We start from the raw sequence: 21,293 nt of genomic DNA on the forward strand, positions 1-21,293 counted from the left end.
GTACCGGAAGGTGCGGCTGGAACACCTCCTTTCTGGAGCGATGTCGTTACCGTTGCATGGCCGTAGATAGCTTCTCACTCCTATTCTATAAATAGAAATGATTATCATTCTACCTCAACCATCCAACATATAGACTATCAAGGTTCTATTTAATGTACTACTAGTACTTGTTTATTTATAACATATAGATCAAATCTATAGAAGTATAGATAGAGATAAACAAGAGAAAACAGAAGCCGAGTCTAACGATGGTAGACAAGGTTGAATTATCGAGCAAGAGATAGCATAAGCGATGCTTGCATCGATTATGCCGAAAGCAGCCGATAATGCGTAGAACACAGTCCTATAGCTCAGTTGGTTAGAGCGCTACACTGATAATGTAGAGGTCGGCAGTTCAACTCTGCCTGGGACTACTTCGAAGAAGCAAAAAGGAACACGAATGGTATGAATAAAAACAATACCTCCCTCCTTATTCTTCATAATCTTCGGGGGATTAGCTCAGCTGGCTAGAGCATCTGCCTTGCACGCAGAGGGTCAACGGTTCGAATCCGTTATTCTCCACCATCTCGCAAGAGAAACGATCTTTGACATGATGAAACAAAAAGTAAAATTTAGTAAAGAGCTAAAAGTATATATCAAGCCGCACACTCTTCATTGGATCAATTGGTATCTTCGTAGCAATACAACGATTCCCATGCCAACCATGAAGAAGTCAGTTTGAAAGAAAGTAAGCAAGGGCGCATGGCGGATGCCTTGGCTCTCGGAGGCGATGAAGGACGTGATAAGCTGCGATAAGCTCTGGGTAGGTGCAAATAACCCTTGATCCAGAGATTTCCGAATGGGACAACCCGTCATTCTGAAGGAATGACATCCATCCTCGATGGAAGCTAACGCAGGGAACTGAAACATCTTAGTACCTGCAGGAAAAGAAAATAATAATGATTCCCCTAGTAGTGGCGAGCGAACGGGGACTAGCCCAAACCATAGTTGTTACGGCAATTATGGGGTTGTAGGACCACGATGTCGCATGACATCTGGTGAGAAGAACGATCTGGAAAGTTCGGCCATAGACGGTGATAGCCCGGTATTCTAAACCAGACGAAGCGTAGTGGTATCCTGAGTAGCGCGGGACACGAGAAATCTTGCGTGAATCCACCGGGACCATCCGGTAAGGCTAAATACTCCCGAGAGACCGATAGCGAACCAGTACTGTGAAGGAAAGGTGAAAAGCACTTCGAATAGAAGAGTGAAATAGTCCCTGAAACCATGCGCCTACAAGCGGTCGGAGCTGTTAAAACAGTGACGGCGTGCCTTTTGCATAATGAACCTACGAGTTACTTTTTCCGGCAAGGTTAAGTGTCTAGAGACATGCAGCCGAAGCGAAAGCGAGTCTTAATAGGGCGTCCAGTCGGAAGGAGTAGACGCGAAACCAAGTGATCTACCCTTGGGCAGGTTGAAGGTTAGGTAACACTAACTGGAGGACCGAACCGATAAGCGTTGAAAAGCTTCCGGATGACCTGAGGGTGGGGGTGAAAGGCTAATCAAACTTGGAGATAGCTCGTACTCCCCGAAATGCATTTAGGTGCAGCCTTGTGAGTTACTAATGTGAGGTAGAGCGACTGATAAGATGCGAGGGCTTCACCGCCTATCAAGTCTTGACAAACTCCGAATGCGCATTAGTCCAATCACAGGAGTGAGGGCATGGGTGCTAAGGTCCATGTCCCAAAGGAGAAGAATCCAGACCATCAGCTAAGGTCCCCAAATAAACACTAAGTTGAACTAACGAAGTCAGATTGCTAAGACAGCTAGGATGTTGGCTTGGAAGCAGCCATTCATTTAAAGAGTGCGTAACAGCTCACTAGTCGAGGAGTTTGGCGTGGATAATAATCGGGCATTAAGTGTTTTACCGAAGCTATGGGATCAGCAATGATCGGTAGGGGAGCATTCCACTCCGCGTCGAAGGCGTAGCGTCAGCTATACTGGAGCGTGTGGAAAAGCAAATGTAGGTATAAGTAACGATAAAGGGGGTGAGAAACCCCCTCGCCGCAAGACTAAGGTTTCCTGATCAACGCTAATCGGATCAGGGTTAGTCGGGTCCTAAGGCTCAGCCGAACGGCGAAGCCGATGGCAGAACAGGTTAATATTCCTGTACTACCTTAAAGAGTGATTGTGGAGACGGAGCAGTGACAATACCGCGGACTGACGGAATAGTCCGTTAAAGGGTGTAGATGCTGATCATCCCAGGCAAATCCAGGATGAGAGTCGAACCTGATAGTATACCGAATTCTTCGGAATGAAGTAATAGCGTATGTAATCAAACTCCCAAGAAAATCCGCTAAACTTAATCTTTGAGGTACCCGTACCGTAAACGGACACACGTAGTCGGGTTGAATATACTAAGGCGCTTGAGTGAATCACGGTTAAGGAACTAGGCAAATTAACCCTGTAACTTCGGGATAAAGGGTCCCAGCTTTTCGGCTGGGCGCAGAGAATAGGTCCAGGCAACTGTTTAACAAAAACACAGGGCTGTGCAAAATCGAAAGATTCGGTATACAGCCTGACACCTGCCCGGTGCTGGAAGGTTAAGAGGAGATGTCATCGCAAGAGAAGCATTGAATTGAAGCCCCAGTAAACGGCGGCCGTAACTATAACGGTCCTAAGGTAGCGAAATTCCTTGTCGGGTAAGTTCCGACCTGCACGAATGGTGTAATGATCTGGACACTGTCTCAACCGTGAGCTCAGTGAAATTGTAGTATCGGTGAAGATGCCGATTACCCGCGATGGGACGAAAAGACCCCGTGAACCTTTACTATAGCTTAACATTGAATTTGGGTAATTAATGTGTAGGATAGGCCGGAGACTTTGAAGTTCAGACGCCAGTTTGAATGGAGTCGCTGTTGAAATACGGCCCTTTGATTATTTGAGTTCTAACTCGTAATTTCGAGGACACTGTTTGGTGGGTAGTTTGACTGGGGTGGTCGCCTCCAAAACAGTAACGGAGGCTTCTAAAGGTGCCCTCAGGACGATTGGTAACCGTCCGTAGAGTGTAATGGCATAAGGGCGCTTGACTGGGAGACTCACAAGTCGATCAGGTAGGAAACTAGAGCATAGTGATCCGGTGTTTCCGTATGGAAGGGACATCGCTCAAAGGATAAAAGGTACTCCGGGGATAACAGGCTGATCCCTCCCAAGAGCTCATATCGACGGAGGGGTTTGGCACCTCGATGTCGGCTCGTCACATCCTGGGGCTGGAGAAGGTCCCAAGGGTTGGGCTGTTCGCCCATTAAAGTGGCACGCGAGCTGGGTTCAGAACGTCGTGAGACAGTTCGGTCTCTATCTATCGTGGGCGTATGAAATTTGCGTGGCTCTGACACTAGTACGAGAGGACCGTGTTGGACTGACCTCTGGTTTACCAGTTGTGCCGCCAGGTGCATTGCTGGGTATCTAAGTCGGGATTGGATAAGTGCTGAAAGCATCTAAGTACGAAGCCAGCCACAAGATTAGATTTCTTAGGGTCGTTAAAGACGATGACGTTGATAGGATGCAGGTGTACAGGTGGTAACATCTTAGCCGAGCATTACTAATTGCCCGTCTACTTTCTTTCTGGTTTTGTTTGTTATATACGTTTAGCGTATTATGATTATTAATATAATAAATACTATTGATAATAATGATTACTGTAATTTTACTTTTCATCATGTCATAACCTTTTTCAGGTGGTTATAGCACGAGGGTTCCACCTCTTCCCATTCCGAACAGAGAAGTTAAGCCTCGTCACGCCGATGGTACTGCGTAACAGTGGGAGAGTAGGTAACTGCCGTTTTTGAAGAAGCCCCTTCAGTCGATTGACCGGAGGGGCTTTCTGTTTTTTATCCGCTCTGATTAAGAGAGTGCTTATTGTACAATTCTTGTGATACCTATTAAAAAAGTGAAGATTTACTGATAATTTGTATGTTATGAGGATATTTATTTGTATCTTTGTCGCCCGAATTGTAATCCAACGATTTAAAAAAGAGAGAAGCTTTGGGAAAGTTTGATAAATACAAAATTGATTTGAAAGGCATGCAAGCAGACTCTGCTAAGTATGAGTTTGTATTGGATAATCTTTATTTCGCTCACATTGATGGTCCTGAAGTTCAGAAAGGAAAAGTCAATGTTACATTAACTGTAAAGAGAACCTCTCGTGCTTTCGAATTGAGTTTCCAAACAGATGGAATTGTATGGGTACCATGTGACCGGTGTCTGGATGAAATGGAACTGCCAATCAGTTCTTCTGATAAACTGATGGTGAAGTTTGGACGTGAATATGCAGAAGAAGGTGATAATCTGATTGTGATCCCTGAAGAAGAAGGGGAGATTAATGTTGCATGGTTCATGTATGAGTTTGTTGCACTCTCAATTCCGATGAAGCATGTACATGCTCCTGGTAAGTGTAACAAGGCTATGACAAGCAAGTTGAGTAAGCACATAAAAACAAGTGCTGATGAAGATAGCGATGAAGTTTTCGACACTGGAGGGGATGAAATCGTGATAGAGGAAGAAGTGGAGGAACAAGTTGATCCTCGCTGGAATGAATTAAAAAAAATATTAGATAATAATTAAAGTTTTAAGAAAATGGCACATCCTAAGAGAAGACAATCAAAAACAAGAACTGCGAAGAGAAGAACTCATGATAAGGCAGTAGCTCCTACATTGGCTATATGCCCAAATTGCGGTGAATGGCATGTTTATCACACTGTATGTGGCGCTTGCGGATACTACAGAGGTAAGTTAGCTATCGAAAAAGAAGCAGCTGTATAATCAGTACGGTTATACTCAAGACAGCCAGGGGGCAAAGCTCTCCGGCTGCTTTAGGTATTATAGTATTGCTAATTTAAAATAGGTTTGATGGAAAAAATAAATGCAGTAATCACAGGAGTCGGAGGATACGTACCTGATTATATCTTGACTAATGACGAGATATCAAAGATGGTGGATACCAACGATGAATGGATTATGACTCGTATTGGAGTAAAAGAAAGACATATTCTGAATGAGGAAGGATTAGGTAGTTCTTATATGGCGCGTAAAGCTGCTAAACAGTTGATGAAAAAGACTGGTGCTAATCCTGACGATATTGATTTAGTTGTTGTTGCTACTACTACTCCTGACTATCACTTTCCTTCTACTGCTTCTATTCTTTGTGATAAACTCGGACTGAAAAATGCATTTGCTTTCGATTTACAGGCTGCGTGTAGCGGTTTTCTGTTTTTGATGGAGACAGCTGCTAATTTTATTCGTTCGGGAAGATATAAGAAGATTATCATTGTCGGTGCCGATAAGATGTCGTCAATGGTTAATTATACAGATCGTGCAACTTGCCCTATTTTCGGTGATGGTGCCGCTGCCTTTATGATAGAGCCGACAACAGAAGATTATGGTATTATGGATTCTATTTTGAGAACAGATGGTAAAGGTTTACCTTTCCTTCACATGAAAGCTGGAGGTTCGGTTTGTCCGCCGTCTTATTTCACAGTAGACAATAAAATGCATTATCTGCACCAGGAAGGAAGAACAGTATTTAAATATGCTGTATCCAGTATGTCAGATGTATCGGCTGCTATTGCAGAAAAGAATGGTTTGACACGAGATACTATCGACTGGATTGTTCCTCATCAGGCAAATGTCCGTATTATCGAGGCTGTGGCTCATCGTTTGGAAGTTCCAATGGATAAGGTATTGGTTAATATCGAGCATTACGGTAACACAAGTGCAGGTACACTTCCATTATGTATCTGGGATTTTGAGGATAAACTTAAGAAAGGTGATAACATCATCTTTACAGCATTCGGCGCCGGATTTACATGGGGTGCGGTTTATGTAAAATGGGGTTATGATGGAAAAAAAGAATCGTAACATTAGTTACTGAATTATAACTTATAAAACGCATCCTATTTCGATTCGATGCGTTTTTTTGTCTTAACCAATATATAAAAGAGATGCATAAAGCAGGTTTTGTAAATATAGTAGGAAATCCAAATGTCGGAAAGTCGACATTGATGAATGTTTTGGTGGGTGAACGTATATCGATAGCCACATTCAAAGCTCAGACTACCCGTCATCGAATTATGGGTATCTATAATACGGATGAGATGCAGATTGTTTTTTCTGATACTCCGGGAGTATTGAAACCTAACTACAAATTGCAGGAGTCGATGCTGAATTTTTCTACTTCGGCATTGACTGATGCGGATATTTTGCTTTATGTGACTGATGTGGTGGAGACACCCGATAAGAATAATGAGTTTATGGATAAGGTACGGCAGATGACAGTACCTGTTCTATTGCTTATTAATAAAATAGATCTTACAGATCAGGAAAAGCTGGTTAAGTTGGTGGAAGATTGGAAGGAATTGCTGCCACAGGCTGAGATTATTCCGATCTCTGCCGCATCAAAGTTTAATATAGACTATGTGATGAAACGGATCAAGGAATTGCTGCCAGACTCTCCTCCTTATTTTGGAAAGGACCAGTGGACGGATAAACCTGCCCGTTTCTTTGTGAATGAAATTATTCGGGAAAAGATATTGTTATACTACGATAAAGAAATCCCTTATTCGGTGGAAGTGGTCGTAGAACAATTTAAAGAAGAAGCGAAGAAAATCCATATTCAGGCAGTGATCTATGTGGAGCGTGATTCGCAGAAAGGAATTATTATCGGCAAGCAGGGAAAGGCGCTGAAGAAGGTCGCTACCGAAGCGCGTCGGGAACTGGAACGTTTCTTTGGAAAAACTGTTTTCCTTGAGACGTATGTGAAAGTTGATAAGGATTGGCGTAGTTCGGATAAAGAACTGCGTAATTTTGGTTATCAGTTAGATTAAAAGTATTCATACGACTGTGATAGTCGTAAAAAAACAAGGTATTGAACTATGGGAAATTTAGTTGCAATTGTAGGACGTCCGAATGTGGGCAAGTCTACCTTATTTAACCGTCTGACGAAAACCCGTCAGGCTATTGTGAATGAAGAAGCGGGTACTACTCGCGATAGACAATATGGTAAGTCGGAATGGCTAGGCCGAGAGTTCTCAGTGGTAGACACAGGAGGATGGGTAGTAAACTCTGATGATGTTTTTGAAGAAGAAATTCGTAAACAAGTGTTATTGGCAGTAGATGAAGCAGATGTCATTCTGTTTGTTGTAGATGTAACAAATGGAGTAACTGATTTAGATTTGCAAGTAGCATCTATCTTACGTCGTGCGAATAGTCCGGTGATTATAGTCGCTAACAAAACAGATAATAACGAATTACACTACAATGCTCCTGAGTTTTATAAATTAGGGTTGGGTGATCCGAATTGTATTTCCGCTATTACGGGAAGCGGTACGGGTGATTTGTTGGATTTGGTTGTCAGCAAGTTTAAGAAAGATACTTCAGAAATATTAGATGATGATATTCCTCGTTTTGCTGTTGTTGGTCGGCCAAACGCAGGAAAGTCTTCTATTGTAAATGCGTTTATCGGTGAAGACCGTAATATTGTGACAGAAATAGCTGGAACTACTCGTGACTCTATTTATACCCGTTATAATAAGTTCGGTTTCGATTTCTATTTGGTAGATACTGCTGGTATTCGTAAAAAGAATAAGGTAAATGAAGATCTAGAGTATTATTCAGTTATCCGTTCGATACGTGCCATTGAAGGTGCAGATGTTTGTATTCTAATGTTGGATGCTACGAGAGGTATTGAAAGCCAAGATTTGAATATATTTTCATTAATCCAGAAAAACCAGAAGGGTTTGGTGGTTGTTATAAACAAATGGGATTTAGTGGAAGATAAGACAGTGAAAGTGATGAAGACGTTTGAAGAGGCGGTGCGCTCGCGTTTTGCTCCTTTTGTGGATTTTCCGATCATCTTTGCTTCGGCATTAACGAAACAACGTATTCTGAAGGTCCTTGAAGAAGCTCGTACTGTATTTGAAAATCGTACTACTAAGATACCTACTGCCCGTTTGAATGAAGAGATGCTTCCATTGATTGAGGCTTATCCTCCTCCCTCAAATAAAGGAAAGTATATTAAGATTAAATATGTCACGCAGTTGCCAAATACTCAAGTACCTTCATTTGTTTATTTTGCTAATTTGCCTCAATACGTAAAGGAGCCATATAAACGTTTCCTTGAGAATAAGATGCGTGAAAAGTGGGACCTGACAGGTACACCGATTAATATTTATATTCGACAGAAATAATTATAGAAAACATATTTCAACTAAAATGCCCGAGAACTGATGTCCCCGGGCATTTTTATTTTATTTCTTTGAAAATACAGAGTTAGTTTCTGATAAACCTTTAATCCTTATCTAACTGGAAATCTTTACGACGCAGCACAAAACTATTACTTAGGTATTTCTCACGCACAATTTTGTTCTCTGCAAGTTCTTCCGGTGTACCTTGGAATAGAATTTTTCCTTCAAACAACAAATAGGCTCGATCGGTAATACTTAATGTTTCTTGAACATTATGATCCGTAATCAGGATACCGATATTTTTATCTTTTAGTTTCCATACAATTTGCTGAATATCTTCTACCGCGATTGGATCGACTCCTGCGAATGGTTCATCCAGCATGATAAATTTGGGGTCAATAGCCAAACAACGGGCAATTTCCGTTCGGCGGCGTTCACCACCGGATAGTTGATTACCTTTATTCTTACGCACCTTTTGTAGACGGAATTCTGCTATTAAACTTTCAAGTTTCTCTTTTTGATATTCTTTAGGTTTATTGGTCATTTCTAGGACTGCAGCGATATTGTCTTCTACGCTCATCTGACGGAATACAGAAGCCTCCTGTGCCAAGTAACCAATACCTGTTTGTGCACGTTTATAAACGGGAAACTTAGTAATCTCCAGATCGTCAAGAAAGATACGTCCTTCGTTAGGAGTAATCAATCCCACAGTCATATAGAATGAAGTCGTTTTACCGGCACCATTAGGTCCAAGCAAACCTACAATCTCGCCTTGCTTCACATTGATGGATACGTGGCTAACAACGGTTCGTTTACCGTACTTCTTCACCAGGTCTTCCGTACGAAGCACCATCTTGCTTTCTTCCATATTCAAGTTATTTTGCGGCAAATGTAGTAAAAATAAGCTGAAATAGTGTACATTTGCAGACAAATAGTGTGAGTTATGATAAAAGCATTGAGAACCGTCGGACGATATATCATGCTGATGGGGCGGACTTTTTCCCGTCCTGAACGTATGCGTATGTTTTTCCGACAATACCTTAACGAGTTGGAGCAACTAGGTGTGAACTCCATTGGTATCGTGCTGTTAATTTCATTTTTTATCGGCGCGGTTATTACCATTCAGATTAAATTGAATATTGAAAGTCCATGGATGCCTCGCTGGACAGTAGGATATGTGACACGTGAGATCATGTTGTTGGAGTTTTCTTCCTCGATTATGTGTCTTATTCTGGCAGGAAAAGTTGGCTCGAACATTGCTTCGGAATTAGGAACGATGCGGGTAACACAGCAGATTGATGCACTTGAAATTATGGGTGTTAATTCTGCCAATTACCTGATATTGCCTAAAATTACGGCAATGGTAACTGTCATTCCAATCTTAGTGACATTCAGTATTTTTGCCGGAATCATTGGTGCTTTTTGTACCTGTTGGTTTGCCGGTGTGATGAATGCTGTCGATCTGGAATATGGATTGCAGTATATGTTTGTCGAATGGTTTATCTGGGCAGGCATTATCAAATCCCTTTTCTTTGCCTTCATTATTGCTAGTGTTTCGGCTTTCTTCGGATATACGGTAGAAGGCGGCTCAATTGCAGTGGGAAAGGCTTCTACAGATGCCGTAGTGTGCAGTAGTGTTTTAATTCTGTTTGCAGATTTGGTATTAACTAAACTTTTAATGGGATGATTGATGTAAAAGGACTTTATAAATCATTTGATGGCAAGACCGTATTGAGCGATATCAATGCGACTTTTGAAAATGGAAAGACAAACTTGATTATTGGACAGAGTGGATCAGGTAAAACAGTACTGATGAAATGTATCGTTGGTTTGCTGGTTCCTGAGAAAGGAAAAGTCTTGTATGACGGTCGTAATCTTGTATTGATGGGTAAAAAGGAGAAAAAGATGCTTCGCAAGGAGATGGGAATGATTTTCCAAAGTGCAGCACTTTTCGACTCTATGTCGGTACTGGATAATGTGATGTTTCCGTTGAATATGTTTAGTAACGACACGCTTCGTGAACGTACAAAGCGGGCAATGTTTTGTTTGGAACGTGTGAATCTGGCAGAAGCGAAAGATAAATATCCCGGTGAGATAAGTGGAGGTATGCAGAAACGTGTGGCTATTGCTCGTGCTATTGCTTTAAATCCTCAGTATTTGTTCTGTGATGAACCGAATTCAGGATTGGACCCGAAAACTTCCTTAGTAATTGATGATTTGATTCATGATATTACTCAAGAATATAATATGACAACCATTATCAATACTCATGATATGAACTCTGTTATGGGAATCGGTGAAAAGGTAATTTATATTTATGATGGTCATAAAGAGTGGGAAGGAACCAAAGATGATATATTCACTTCGACAAATCAACGGTTGAATAACTTTATTTTTGCTTCTGATCTGCTTCGTAAAGTTAAGGATGTGGAAGTGCAAAGTTTGGAAGGCTAATATTAAGGAATGATATAAAAAGAAAAACTCCTGTCACAAGTGGCAGAAGTTTTTTTTATTAGCTATGTTAGCGTCGGGAATTAGGCTCTAGGTCTAGCTTCTTTAACTACCATGGTACGTCCCATGTATTCAGCACCGTTCAATTCTGCAATTGCTTTAGCTGCGGCAGCGTCATCTTCCATTTCAATGAAAGCGAATCCTTTAGATTTACCGGTTTCACGGTCCATAACTACTTTAACTGATGATACTGCTCCGTAATCTTCCATCACTTGTTGCAGATCTTGTTCCTTAACACGGTAGTTAAGGTTTCCAACATAAATGTTCATAATGAAAATGATAAAAAATAAATAAATGAATAAAACTCTCCGGATAGATGGTTACTAATACTAGGATTAAAACAACAGAGAGTTTACAAATGCGTTTTTGCAACAGCAGTAAAACCTTGTGATAGAAATCGAAAAACTAATGCTCCATCAATCCGGGACAAAGAAAAGAATAATTTTTGGATTGACCATCTTTTTTCCCTTTAATTTGCAGAAAATGAGAAAAAAAGAATACGATGAGTTCAAATAAAGGTTGCCTGTCATGGATTTGTTACATTGATATTCCAGATGAGATTAGAAATAAATCCGCAATGTCTTTTGAAATTTAAAAGATTAGCGCTAATTTTGCACCTTCTTTGAGGATATAGAACAAAGTATAAATCAAATAAATAATTGTCAGAATGAACGTTTCATTACAAAACATTGACAAAGTAAGCGCACAGCTTACTGTAAAGCTTGAGAAAGCTGACTATCAAGGGAAGGTAGACAAGTCGTTGAAGTCACTTCGTCAGAAGGCGCAGATTCCAGGATTCCGTCAGGGAATGGTTCCGTTGAGCCTAATTAAGAAAATGTACGGTAAATCAGTGATTGCAGAAGAAGTGAATAAGACTTTGCAAGAAGCTGTTTACAACTATATTAAAGAAAATAAGGTAAATATGTTGGGTGAACCATTGCCTAACGAAGAGAAGCAACAAGCTATCGACTTCGATACAATGGAAGAGTTTGACTTTGTATTCGATATCGCATTGGCTCCTGAATTCAAAGCTGAAGTTGATACAAAAGATAAAGTAGATTACTATACAATTGAAGTGTCTGACGAAATGGTTGAAAACCAGGTGAAGATGTACACTCAACGTACTGGTAAATATGATAAGGTAGACGTTTACGAAGAAAATGACATGCTGAAAGGGCTGTTGGCACAACTGGACGATGAAGGTAATACAAAGGAAAGCGGTATTCAGGTAGAAGGAGCTGTTTTGATGCCTTCATACATGAAGAACGATGAACAGAAAGCTATCTTTGCTAATGCTAAAATAAATGATGTTTTGGTATTCAACCCGAACGTTGCTTATGATGGTCACGAAGCAGAACTTGCTTCTTTATTGAAGATTGACAAGGCAATAGCTAAAGATGTGAAGTCTAATTTTAGCTTCCAAATTGAAGAAATAACTCGTTTTGTTCCGGGTGATTTGAACCAGGAAGTATTCGACCAGGCTTTCGGTGAAGGTGTTGTGAAGACAGAAGAAGAATTCCGTGCTAAGATTAAAGAAGATATTGCTGCAAGATTTGTTGCTGACAGCGACTATAAATTCTTGATCGATATTCGTAAAGTGTTGATGGAAAAAGTTGGTAAACTGGAATTCCCGGATGCATTGCTGAAACGTATCATGTTGCTGAACAATGAAGAAAAAGGTGAAGAATACGTTGCTGAGAACTACGATAAGAGCATCGAAGAACTGACTTGGCATCTGATCAAAGAACAGTTGGTAGAATCAAACAATATCAAGGTAGAACAAGAAGATGTTCTGAAGATGGCAAAAGAAACTACTAAGGCTCAGTTTGCTCAATACGGTATGTTGTCTATTCCGGATGATGTACTTGATAACTATGCACAGGAAATGTTGAAGAAGAAAGAAACAATCAATAATCTGGTAAGCCGCGTAGTGGAAGTGAAATTGGCTGAAGCGTTAAAGGCTAAGGTAACATTGGAGAACAAGGTTGTTTCTATGGAAGAATTCAATAAGATGTTTGAATAATCTTGAACAGAATATAAAGTCACAGAAACACAGAGTTTTTATAAAATTATAACTCTGTGTTTTTTTGTATCTCTGTGTTCTTTTTCGTTTCTTTGCACTTACATTTATTTAAAAATAATAGAAAGGAACAATAACATGGATGATTTTAGAAAATACGCTACCAAACATTTAGGTATGAATGGTATGGTACTGGATGATGTGATTAAGTCGCAAGCCGGGTATTTGAATCCCTATATTTTGGAAGAAAGACAGTTAAACGTAACTCAGTTGGACGTTTTTTCACGATTGATGATGGATCGTATCATTTTCTTGGGTACACAGATCGATGATTATACAGCTAATACGCTCCAGGCTCAGTTGCTTTATCTGGATTCTGTAGATCCGGGTAAGGACATTTCTATCTATATCAATTCTCCTGGTGGAAGTGTATATGCTGGATTAGGTATTTACGATACTATGCAGTTTATTTCAAGTGATGTGGCTACCATCTGTACAGGTATGGCTGCTTCAATGGCTGCTGTTTTATTGGTTTCTGGTGCAGCTGGTAAACGTTCTGCGTTGCCTCATTCGCGTGTGATGATTCATCAGCCGATGGGAGGTGCTCAGGGACAGGCTTCGGACATTGAAATCACGGCTCGTGAAATTCAGAAATTGAAGAAAGAACTTTATACAATCATTGCTGAACATTCGCATACTGACTTCGACAAAGTGTGGGCTGATTCAGACCGCGACTATTGGATGACTGCTCAGGAAGCAAAAGAATACGGTATGATTGATGAAGTGTTGATTAAAAAATAAAAATGGCTGATTCAAAGACAAAGAAAAGATGTAGCTTCTGCGGACGTTCGGAGAATGAGGTCGGATTCCTAATTACAGGAATGAACGGTTATATCTGTGATAGTTGTGCTACTCAAGCTTATGAGATTACTCAAGAAGCGTTAGGAGGAAGCAAAAAAGGAGCGGGAACTACCAAACTTAATTTAAAGGAGCTGCCTAAACCGGTAGAAATTAAAGAATTCCTTGATCAGTATGTAATAGGACAGGATGACGCAAAACGCTTCCTGTCTGTATCAGTGTACAACCATTATAAACGTCTTTTGCAAAAAGATAGTGGCGATGATGTGGAAATAGAAAAATCAAACATCATCATGGTGGGTAGTACCGGAACAGGAAAAACGTTACTGGCACGCACGATTGCCAAACTTCTCCATGTCCCGTTTACGATTGTGGATGCAACTGTTTTAACAGAAGCCGGGTATGTGGGAGAAGATATTGAAAGTATTCTGACTCGTTTGCTTCAAGTGGCAGATTATAATGTTCCCGAGGCCGAGCAAGGTATCGTGTTTATTGATGAAATAGATAAGATTGCTCGTAAAGGGGATAACCCTTCCATCACTCGTGATGTAAGCGGGGAAGGAGTACAGCAGGGTTTACTAAAATTATTAGAAGGTTCAGTTGTGAATGTTCCTCCTCAGGGGGGACGTAAACATCCTGACCAGAAAATGATTCCAGTGAATACCAAGCATATTCTTTTTATTTGTGGAGGTGCTTTTGATGGTATCGAGAAGAAAATAGCACAGCGTCTGAATACTCATGTTGTAGGTTATACTGCTTCTCAAAAAACAGCAGTGATCGACAAGAATAATATGATGCAGTATATTGCTCCTCAAGATTTGAAGTCATTCGGATTAATTCCCGAGATTATCGGACGTCTTCCGGTACTGACTTATCTGAATCCTTTGGATCGTAATGCACTTCGTGCTATTCTTACCGAACCGAAAAATTCTATAATCAAACAATATATCAAACTATTCGAAATGGATGGTATTAAACTGACATTTGAAGAATCGGTTTTTGAATATATTGTAGATAAGGCAGTGGAATATAAACTTGGTGCGCGCGGACTGCGTTCTATAGTGGAGACAATCATGATGGATGTCATGTTTGAAATCCCGTCAGAAAACAAAAAAGACTATAAAGTGACGCTGGATTATGCTAAACATCAGCTGGAGAAGGCGAATGTGGCAAGATTACAAACTGCTTAATATCAAAAGGTAAAGGCAAGTAAAAATGATTTTTTCTGTTTTTTCTTGAAAATATTAGTCGTATTTTGCTTGGTAATTAAGAAGTTGTTTATAACTTTGTTAAGGCTCTCATATGGAGAGCGCTTTAAAGTTAAACCATAAACTGAATAAAACAACCTAAAGTTAAAGATGGCAGGGAAGATTAATTTAACAGATGAACTGAAAAAGTATTTCGGATTTGATAAATTCAAAGGAAATCAGGAAGCAATTATTCATAATTTGCTCGATGGTGGAGATACCTTTGTGCTGATGCCTACTGGTGGTGGAAAATCTCTATGCTATCAGTTACCTTCACTTTTGATGGAAGGTACGGCGATTGTTATTTCTCCGTTGATTGCACTGATGAAGAATCAAGTGGATGCAATGCGTAACTTCAGTGAAGAGGACGGTATTGCACATTTCATTAACTCTTCATTAAATAAAGGTGCAATAGACCAGGTTCGTTCTGACATTCTTGCCGGAAAGACAAAATTGCTATATGTAGCACCTGAGTCTTTGACGAAGGAAGAAAACGTGGAATTTCTACGCTCGGTAAAGATCTCGTTTTATGCTGTAGACGAAGCTCACTGTATTTCTGAGTGGGGACATGATTTTCGTCCGGAATATCGGAGGATACGTCCTATCATAAATGAGATTGGCAAAGCTCCATTGATAGCATTGACAGCAACTGCGACACCAAAGGTACAACACGATATTCAGAAGAATCTGGGCATGGTAGATGCCCAAGTATTCAAATCATCGTTCAACCGTCCGAACCTTTATTATGAGGTACGTGCAAAGACTAGTAATATTGATAGAGATATCATCAAATTTATCAAGAACAATTCGGAAAAATCGGGTATTATTTATTGTCTGAGCCGGAAGAAGGTTGAAGAATTGGCTGAAATTCTTCAGGCAAATGGTATTAATGCGAGACCTTATCATGCTGGAATGGATTCAGTGACTAGAACGAAGAATCAGGACGACTTCCTGATGGAAAAAGTAGAAGTAATTGTTGCGACTATTGCCTTCGGAATGGGTATTGATAAACCGGATGTGAGATTTGTGATTCATTACGATATACCGAAAAGTCTGGAAGGATACTATCAGGAGACAGGACGTGCCGGTAGAGATGGTGGTGAAGGTCAGTGTATAACCTTTTATACAAATAAAGACTTGCAGAAGCTGGAAAAGTTCATGCAAGGAAAACCTGTAGCTGAGCAGGAAATAGGCAAGCAGCTTTTGTTAGAGACCGCTGCTTATGCCGAATCTTCCGTATGTCGTCGTAAGACGTTATTACACTATTTTGGTGAAGAGTATACGGAAGAAAATTGTGGAAATTGTGACAACTGTTTAAACCCTAAAAAACAAGTGGAGGCTCAAGAGTTATTGTGCACCGTGATTGAAGCGATTATCGCGGTGAAAGAGAATTTTAAAGCAGATTATATAATAGACATATTACAAGGTAAAGAAACGTCAGAAATACAAGCTCACCTACATGAAGATCTTGAAGTATTCGGATCGGGAATGGGTGAAGAAGATAAAACGTGGAATGCGGTGATTCGTCAGGCATTAATTGCCGGTTACTTAAGTAAAGATGTGGAGAATTATGGTCTCCTGAAGGTAACGGAAGAAGGACATAAGTTCCTGAAGAAACCAAAATCGTTTAAGATTACCGAGGATAATGATTTCGAAGAGACAGAGGAAGAGGTTCCGGCACGTGGAGGTGGCTCTTGTGCAGTAGACCCTGCTCTTTACTCGATGTTGAAAGACTTGCGAAAGAAACTTTCAAAGAAATTGGAAGTTCCTCCTTATGTTATCTTCCAGGATCCATCTTTAGAAGCGATGGCGACTATCTATCCTGTAACATTGGATGAATTGCAAAATATTCCGGGTGTAGGTGCCGGAAAAGCAAAACGTTATGGTGAGGAATTCTGTAAGTTGATCAAACGTCATTGTGAAGAAAATGAAATTGAACGTCCGGAAGACTTGCGCGTGAGAACCGTTGCTAATAAGTCCAAAATGAAAGTTTCAATTATTCAGGCGATTGACCGAAAAGTAGCTTTAGATGATATTGCTCTATCTAAAGGTATTGAGTTTGGTGATTTACTGGATGAAGTTGAGGCAATTGTTTACTCCGGAACAAAATTGAATATCGATTATTTCTTGGAAGAGATTATGGATGAAGACCATTTGCTTGACATCTATGATTATTTTAAAGAATCGACTACAGATAAGATAGATGATGCACTGACGAATTAGGAGATGAATTTACTGAAGAAGAGGTTCGCTTGGTTCGTATCAAGTTTATCTCTGAAATGGCAAATTAAAAAAGCGAAAAAAATAGGCGTGCAGGTATGCGGTTTTGAATAAAAACCGTATATTTGCACGCAATAAATTTTAAACGCATATCCCTATGTCATTTATTGCTGATAAGATTGTAATGGATGGATTAACTTACGATGACGTATTGTTGATCCCCGCTTATTCTGAAGTTTTACCGCGCACTGTCGATCTCTCGACAAAGTTTTCAAAAAACATTGAGTTAAAAATCCCCTTTGTGACTGCAGCTATGGATACGGTTACCGAAGCGAAAATGGCTATTGCTATTGCTCGTGAAGGTGGTATAGGTGTAATTCACAAAAACATGTCTATTGAAGAGCAGGCAAGACAAGTTGCTATTGTAAAACGTGCCGAAAATGGTATGATTTATGACCCTGTCACGATCAAAAGAGGTTCTACTGTTCTTGATGCATTGAACATAATGGCTGAATATAAAATCGGTGGCATCCCTGTAGTAGATGATGAAGGTTATCTGGTTGGTATTGTTACAAACAGAGACTTGCGTTTTGAGAAGGATATGGACAAACATGTTGATCATGTTATGACCCCGAAAGAAAGATTGGTAACAACTAATCAATCTACAGATCTTGAATCTGCTGCACAAATCTTGCAGGAACACAAGATTGAAAAGTTGCCGATTGTTGGTAAAGATGGAAAATTGATTGGTCTTGTTACTTATAAAGATATAACAAAAGCAAAAGATAAACCGATGGCATGTAAAGATTCCAAAGGTCGTTTGCGTGTAGCAGCTGGTGTTGGTGTAACTGCTGATACTTTGGATCGTATGGAAGCTTTGGTAGCTGCTGGTGCAGATGCTATTGTTATTGATACTGCTCATGGACATTCAATGTACGTGATCGAGAAGTTGAAAGAAGCAAAGAAACGTTTCCCGAATATTGATATAGTAGTAGGTAATATCGCTACTGGTGCCGCTGCAAAAGCATTGGCAGAAGCAGGTGCTGACGCTGTGAAAGTAGGTATTGGTCCAGGTTCTATCTGTACTACCCGTGTTGTTGCCGGTGTTGGTGTTCCTCAACTTTCTGCTGTATACGATGTGGCTAAAGCATTAAAAGGTACTGGTATTCCTTTGATAGCTGATGGTGGTTTACGCTATTCCGGTGATGTTGTAAAAGCATTGGCAGCGGGTGGATATTGCGTAATGATCGGTTCATTGGTTGCAGGAACAGAAGAGTCTCCGGGCGATACTATTATTTTCAATGGACGTAAATTCAAGTCATATCGTGGTATGGGATCTTTGGAAGCAATGGAAAATGGTTCAAAAGATCGTTATTTCCAGAGTGGAACTGCTGATGTGAAGAAGTTGGTTCCGGAAGGTATCGCTGCACGAGTTCCTTATAAAGGTACTCTTTATGAAGTAGTTTATCAACTGACAGGTGGTTTACGTGCAGGTATGGGATATTGCGGTGCCGCTAGCATTGAGAAACTTCATGATGCGAAGTTTACACGTATAACCAATGCAGGGGTAATGGAAAGTCATCCGCACGATGTTACGATTACTAGTGAATCGCCTAACTACAGTCGTCCGGAATAAAATATAAGAACTGTAAATGATAAACGGTGGACGGTGAACAGCTATGTTTTTCTGCATAGTGCTTGCCATTCACCGTTTGTGCTTTTTATCATTCTCAATGTGTTTGCAGTTTGAAAAGTAAAGAATATGATATGAAAAGGAGTTTGCTTTTAGGAGTGATTTGTTTTTGGGGAATCTTGTCTTTTGCCCAGGAAGATCCAGTGTTGATGCGAATTAACGGGAAAGAAATATTTCGCTCTGAGTTTGAATATGCTTATCGGCGTAATTCGGCAAATTCGGAAACAAAACTTTCTCCTATAGAATATACAAAACTTTTCGTTTTACATAAGTTGAAGGTTGATGCTGCCAAAGCAGTGGGGATTGATACTACTTTGAGTTTTCGTGACCGACAAAAAGAGTATCTGGAGAGGCTACGGAAGTCTTATCTTGTCGATACATTGGTGTTGGATAGCTGTTCTCGGATACTTTATCAGAAAATTCAATCAACCCATGGAAATGGACAGATCCAAGTGATGCAACTATTTAAATCTCTTCCCCAAACAATGACTGTCGGACGAATTCAGGAGGAACAAAACCGTATGGACTCCTTATATAGACTGATAGAAAGTCAGCCTGATATAGATTTTATTTCCTTGGTGGAAAAATATTCGGATGATAAACGTTGTCAATGGATCGAGACTTTACAAACAACCTCTGAGTTGGAAAAAGTAGCATTCTCTTTGTCAAAGGGTGAGGTTTCTCAACCTTTTTTTACTCCGGAAGGATTACATATTCTAAAAGTGATTGATAAAAAAGAAATGCCGGTTTACGAAAATGTTTCAGGGATACTTGCGAAGCGATTAAATAATTTACAGGTTTTGAATAAAGGGACAGAGGTCGTGGTTGAACGGTTGAAAAAAGAATATCAATATACTTTAAATCAGTCGGGAATAGAAGAACTATTGGGCCGGGGAGTAACAACACAAACTTTGTTTACTATTGATGGCCAAGAGTATACGGGGACAATGTTTAAACGGTTTGCTGCTTCTCATCCTTTGTCGATAAAGCGCCAGTTGGATGGATTTATAGCGAAGTCATTACTTGATTATGAAAGTGAGCAGTTGGAGAGTAAACATCCGGAAGTTCGACGTGCTGTGCAAGAATATGGCGAAGATTATCTGGTTACAGAAGTAACACGTCAGCAAATAGATTTGCCATCAGTAAATGATCGAGTAGGTTTGGCTACATATTTTAAGTTTCATCAAGAGGATTATCGTTGGAAAAGTCCAAGATATAAAGGAATTATTCTACACTGTGCTGATAAAAGAATAGCCAAACAGGCTAAAAAGCTTTTAAAGAAAGTACCGGAAAAAGAGTGGGCTGATACATTGCAGAAAACTTTTAATACATTTGGTGATGAAAAAATAAAAGTCGAACAAGGAATTTTTGCCGGCGGGGATAATAAATACATAGATAAATTGGTCTTTAAGAAAGGTGAATTTGAACCTGTTATGTATTATCCTTTTACTGTTGTCGTGGGTCGGAAAAGGAAGGGACCGGATGATTATAGAGAAGTTATAGAACGGGTGAGAAAGGATTATAGAAACTATCTTTATACATACTGGGAGCGGGAATTGCAGGCTTCCGCTAAGGTTGAAATTAACGAAGAGGTTTTAAAAACCGTTAATAATAACTGATGTAACCGATTATTCACTATCTTCGTACCTCAAATAAGTAGATTTCAATTGGCAATGCGAATAATAATCCTCTTACTGGTTACCCTTTATTGCTGTGGAGCGTGTAAAGAAATACACGACCATAAAGGCAAGACACCTTTAGTAGAGGTGGATGGTAACTTTTTATATAAAGAAGATTTGATGTCTGTGCTTCCGGTTGGATTATCAAAAGACGACAGTACTCTTTTTGTTGAGCATTATATTCGTAGTTGGGTAGAAGATATTTTGCTATATGAAAAAGCTGAGAATAATATTCCAGATAATGTAGAGGTAGATAAGTTAGTAGAAAATTATCGGAAAGCTTTGATTATGCATACTTATCAACAGGAGTTGATCAATCAGAAGCTGACTAACGATATTCCGGAACAAGAGGTTGCTGTTTATTATCAAGAAAATAAGGACTTGTTCAAACTAGAGCATCCGTTGATCAAAGGTTTATTTATCAAAGTTCCGCTGACTGCTCCGCAATTGAATAATGTGCGCCGCTGGTATAAGTCAGAACAGCAGGATATGATAGACAACTTGGAGAAGTATAGTTTTCAGAATGCTGTAAAATATAAGTATTTCTATGATAAATGGGTGCCTGTGACCGATATATTGGATATGATACCGCTTGATATAGAATCACCGGAAGAATATGTGAACCAACACCGTCAGGTGGAACTAAAAGATACAGCATTTTACTATTTTCTGAACATAACTGATTATCGGGGAGTAGGAGATGAAAAACCGTTTGAGTTTGCTCGTGCAGAAGTAAAAGATCTATTGGTCAATCAGAGAAGTGTGAGCTTTATGGAACAAGTAAAGAGCGACCTGTATCAACGGGCAGTAGATAAAAAGAAGATTATATATAATTATTAAATACAA

The 21,293-nt window shown here is 39.9% G+C and carries 16 protein-coding genes, 2 tRNA genes, 2 rRNA genes and 1 pseudogene; 19 read left to right on the forward strand and 2 right to left on the reverse strand.

Going from position 1 to position 21,293, the window contains the following annotated elements:
- Nucleotides 1-339 precede the first annotated feature (339 nt).
- The 10 genes from EJF25_RS07895 (at nt 340) to der (ending at nt 8,222) form a co-directional block, all read left to right on the forward strand.
- Nucleotides 340-413 (forward strand) — tRNA-Ile (locus tag EJF25_RS07895).
- A gap of 74 nt (nt 414-487) precedes the next feature.
- Nucleotides 488-564 (forward strand) — tRNA-Ala (locus EJF25_RS07900).
- A 25-nt stretch (nt 565-589) separates the two neighbouring features.
- Complete coding sequence (locus EJF25_RS26115) at nt 590-721, forward strand: hypothetical protein (protein ID WP_262707190.1); 132 nt, start codon at nt 590-592, stop codon at nt 719-721.
- A 23S ribosomal RNA gene (locus EJF25_RS07905) occupies nt 722-3,604 on the forward strand.
- A gap of 108 nt (nt 3,605-3,712) precedes the next feature.
- Nucleotides 3,713-3,823: ribosomal RNA gene (rrf, locus tag EJF25_RS07910) — 5S ribosomal RNA — on the forward strand.
- A 200-nt stretch (nt 3,824-4,023) separates the two neighbouring features.
- A complete protein-coding gene (locus EJF25_RS07915; RefSeq protein WP_077155372.1) occupies nt 4,024-4,602 on the forward strand; it encodes a YceD family protein in 579 nt (192 codons plus the stop codon).
- 12 nt (nt 4,603-4,614) lie between these two features.
- On the forward strand, nt 4,615-4,800 hold the full coding sequence (rpmF, locus tag EJF25_RS07920; protein WP_002562387.1) for a 50S ribosomal protein L32: 186 nt from the start codon (nt 4,615-4,617) through the stop codon (nt 4,798-4,800).
- An 87-nt stretch (nt 4,801-4,887) separates the two neighbouring features.
- Nucleotides 4,888-5,895 (forward strand): beta-ketoacyl-ACP synthase III, encoded by a 1,008-nt coding sequence (locus EJF25_RS07925; RefSeq protein WP_125040808.1) that lies wholly within the window; start codon nt 4,888-4,890, stop codon nt 5,893-5,895.
- An 83-nt stretch (nt 5,896-5,978) separates the two neighbouring features.
- Entirely contained in the window at nt 5,979-6,860 is an 882-nt protein-coding gene (era, locus tag EJF25_RS07930; protein WP_125040809.1) for a GTPase Era, read from the forward strand.
- Nucleotides 6,861-6,908: 48 nt separating this feature from the next.
- A complete protein-coding gene (gene der, locus EJF25_RS07935) occupies nt 6,909-8,222 on the forward strand; it encodes a ribosome biogenesis GTPase Der (protein ID WP_125040810.1) in 1,314 nt (437 codons plus the stop codon).
- Nucleotides 8,223-8,322: 100 nt separating this feature from the next.
- Here the strand turns inward: der and lptB are convergent, their stop codons facing one another.
- On the reverse strand, nt 8,323-9,087 hold the full coding sequence (gene lptB, locus EJF25_RS07940; RefSeq protein ID WP_025076178.1) for an LPS export ABC transporter ATP-binding protein: 765 nt from the start codon (nt 9,085-9,087) through the stop codon (nt 8,323-8,325).
- A 75-nt stretch (nt 9,088-9,162) separates the two neighbouring features.
- Between lptB and EJF25_RS07945 the strand changes: the two genes are divergently transcribed.
- Nucleotides 9,163-9,906, forward strand: a complete 744-nt coding sequence (locus tag EJF25_RS07945) for an MlaE family ABC transporter permease (protein ID WP_077155368.1) — start codon at nt 9,163-9,165, stop codon at nt 9,904-9,906.
- Nucleotides 9,903-10,673, forward strand: coding sequence for an ABC transporter ATP-binding protein (locus EJF25_RS07950; protein WP_125040811.1), 771 nt, complete (start codon nt 9,903-9,905; stop codon nt 10,671-10,673). Before EJF25_RS07945 ends, EJF25_RS07950 begins: the two co-directional genes overlap by 4 nt.
- Nucleotides 10,674-10,753: 80 nt before the next feature.
- On the opposite strand, the gene rbpC is transcribed toward EJF25_RS07950, so the two are convergent.
- Nucleotides 10,754-10,999 carry an RNA-binding protein RbpC gene (gene rbpC / locus EJF25_RS07955; RefSeq protein WP_025076175.1) on the reverse strand — a complete coding sequence of 82 codons (246 nt, stop codon included), beginning with the start codon at nt 10,997-10,999 and terminating at the stop codon, nt 10,754-10,756.
- Nucleotides 11,000-11,397: 398 nt separating this feature from the next.
- On the opposite strand from rbpC, the gene tig reads away from it, so the two are divergent.
- The 7 genes and pseudogenes from tig (at nt 11,398) to EJF25_RS07990 (ending at nt 21,287) form a co-directional block, all read left to right on the forward strand.
- Nucleotides 11,398-12,753, forward strand: coding sequence for a trigger factor (tig, locus tag EJF25_RS07960; RefSeq protein WP_125040812.1), 1,356 nt, complete (start codon nt 11,398-11,400; stop codon nt 12,751-12,753).
- A 135-nt stretch (nt 12,754-12,888) separates the two neighbouring features.
- Entirely contained in the window at nt 12,889-13,551 is a 663-nt protein-coding gene (gene clpP, locus EJF25_RS07965; RefSeq protein WP_125040813.1) for an ATP-dependent Clp endopeptidase proteolytic subunit ClpP, read from the forward strand.
- Nucleotides 13,552-13,553: 2 nt separating this feature from the next.
- Complete coding sequence (gene clpX, locus EJF25_RS07970; RefSeq protein WP_125040814.1) at nt 13,554-14,798, forward strand: ATP-dependent Clp protease ATP-binding subunit ClpX; 1,245 nt, start codon at nt 13,554-13,556, stop codon at nt 14,796-14,798.
- Between the two features lie 168 nt (nt 14,799-14,966).
- A pseudogene (gene recQ, locus EJF25_RS07975) lies at nt 14,967-17,146 on the forward strand (DNA helicase RecQ).
- Nucleotides 17,147-17,232: 86 nt separating this feature from the next.
- Nucleotides 17,233-18,711, forward strand: a complete 1,479-nt coding sequence (gene guaB, locus EJF25_RS07980) for an IMP dehydrogenase (RefSeq protein WP_125040815.1) — start codon at nt 17,233-17,235, stop codon at nt 18,709-18,711.
- A gap of 131 nt (nt 18,712-18,842) precedes the next feature.
- Entirely contained in the window at nt 18,843-20,387 is a 1,545-nt protein-coding gene (locus EJF25_RS07985; RefSeq protein ID WP_125040816.1) for a peptidylprolyl isomerase, read from the forward strand.
- Nucleotides 20,388-20,441: 54 nt separating this feature from the next.
- The gene (locus tag EJF25_RS07990) at nt 20,442-21,287 is read left to right on the forward strand and encodes a peptidyl-prolyl cis-trans isomerase (protein WP_125040817.1); all 846 of its coding nucleotides are present in this window, start codon (nt 20,442-20,444) and stop codon (nt 21,285-21,287) included.
- Nucleotides 21,288-21,293 lie beyond the last annotated feature (6 nt).

Source organism: Bacteroides faecalis (assembly GCF_003865075.1).
Taxonomy (GTDB): Bacteria; Bacteroidota; Bacteroidia; order Bacteroidales; family Bacteroidaceae; genus Bacteroides; species Bacteroides faecalis.

Coding starts and splice junctions, on each gene's coding strand:
- EJF25_RS26115 (WP_262707190.1), top strand. CDS start 590: ATGATGAAACAAAAAGTAAAATTTAGTAAAGAGCTAAAAGTATATATC.
- EJF25_RS07950 (WP_125040811.1), top strand. CDS start 9,903: ATGATTGATGTAAAAGGACTTTATAAATCATTTGATGGCAAGACCGTA.
- lptB (WP_025076178.1), bottom strand. CDS start 9,087: ATGGAAGAAAGCAAGATGGTGCTTCGTACGGAAGACCTGGTGAAGAAG.
- rbpC (WP_025076175.1), bottom strand. CDS start 10,999: ATGAACATTTATGTTGGAAACCTTAACTACCGTGTTAAGGAACAAGAT.
- tig (WP_125040812.1), top strand. CDS start 11,398: ATGAACGTTTCATTACAAAACATTGACAAAGTAAGCGCACAGCTTACT.
- EJF25_RS07985 (WP_125040816.1), top strand. CDS start 18,843: ATGAAAAGGAGTTTGCTTTTAGGAGTGATTTGTTTTTGGGGAATCTTG.
- era (WP_125040809.1), top strand. CDS start 5,979: ATGCATAAAGCAGGTTTTGTAAATATAGTAGGAAATCCAAATGTCGGA.
- EJF25_RS07925 (WP_125040808.1), top strand. CDS start 4,888: ATGGAAAAAATAAATGCAGTAATCACAGGAGTCGGAGGATACGTACCT.
- clpX (WP_125040814.1), top strand. CDS start 13,554: ATGGCTGATTCAAAGACAAAGAAAAGATGTAGCTTCTGCGGACGTTCG.
- guaB (WP_125040815.1), top strand. CDS start 17,233: ATGTCATTTATTGCTGATAAGATTGTAATGGATGGATTAACTTACGAT.
- clpP (WP_125040813.1), top strand. CDS start 12,889: ATGGATGATTTTAGAAAATACGCTACCAAACATTTAGGTATGAATGGT.
- der (WP_125040810.1), top strand. CDS start 6,909: ATGGGAAATTTAGTTGCAATTGTAGGACGTCCGAATGTGGGCAAGTCT.
- EJF25_RS07945 (WP_077155368.1), top strand. CDS start 9,163: ATGATAAAAGCATTGAGAACCGTCGGACGATATATCATGCTGATGGGG.
- rpmF (WP_002562387.1), top strand. CDS start 4,615: ATGGCACATCCTAAGAGAAGACAATCAAAAACAAGAACTGCGAAGAGA.
- EJF25_RS07990 (WP_125040817.1), top strand. CDS start 20,442: ATGCGAATAATAATCCTCTTACTGGTTACCCTTTATTGCTGTGGAGCG.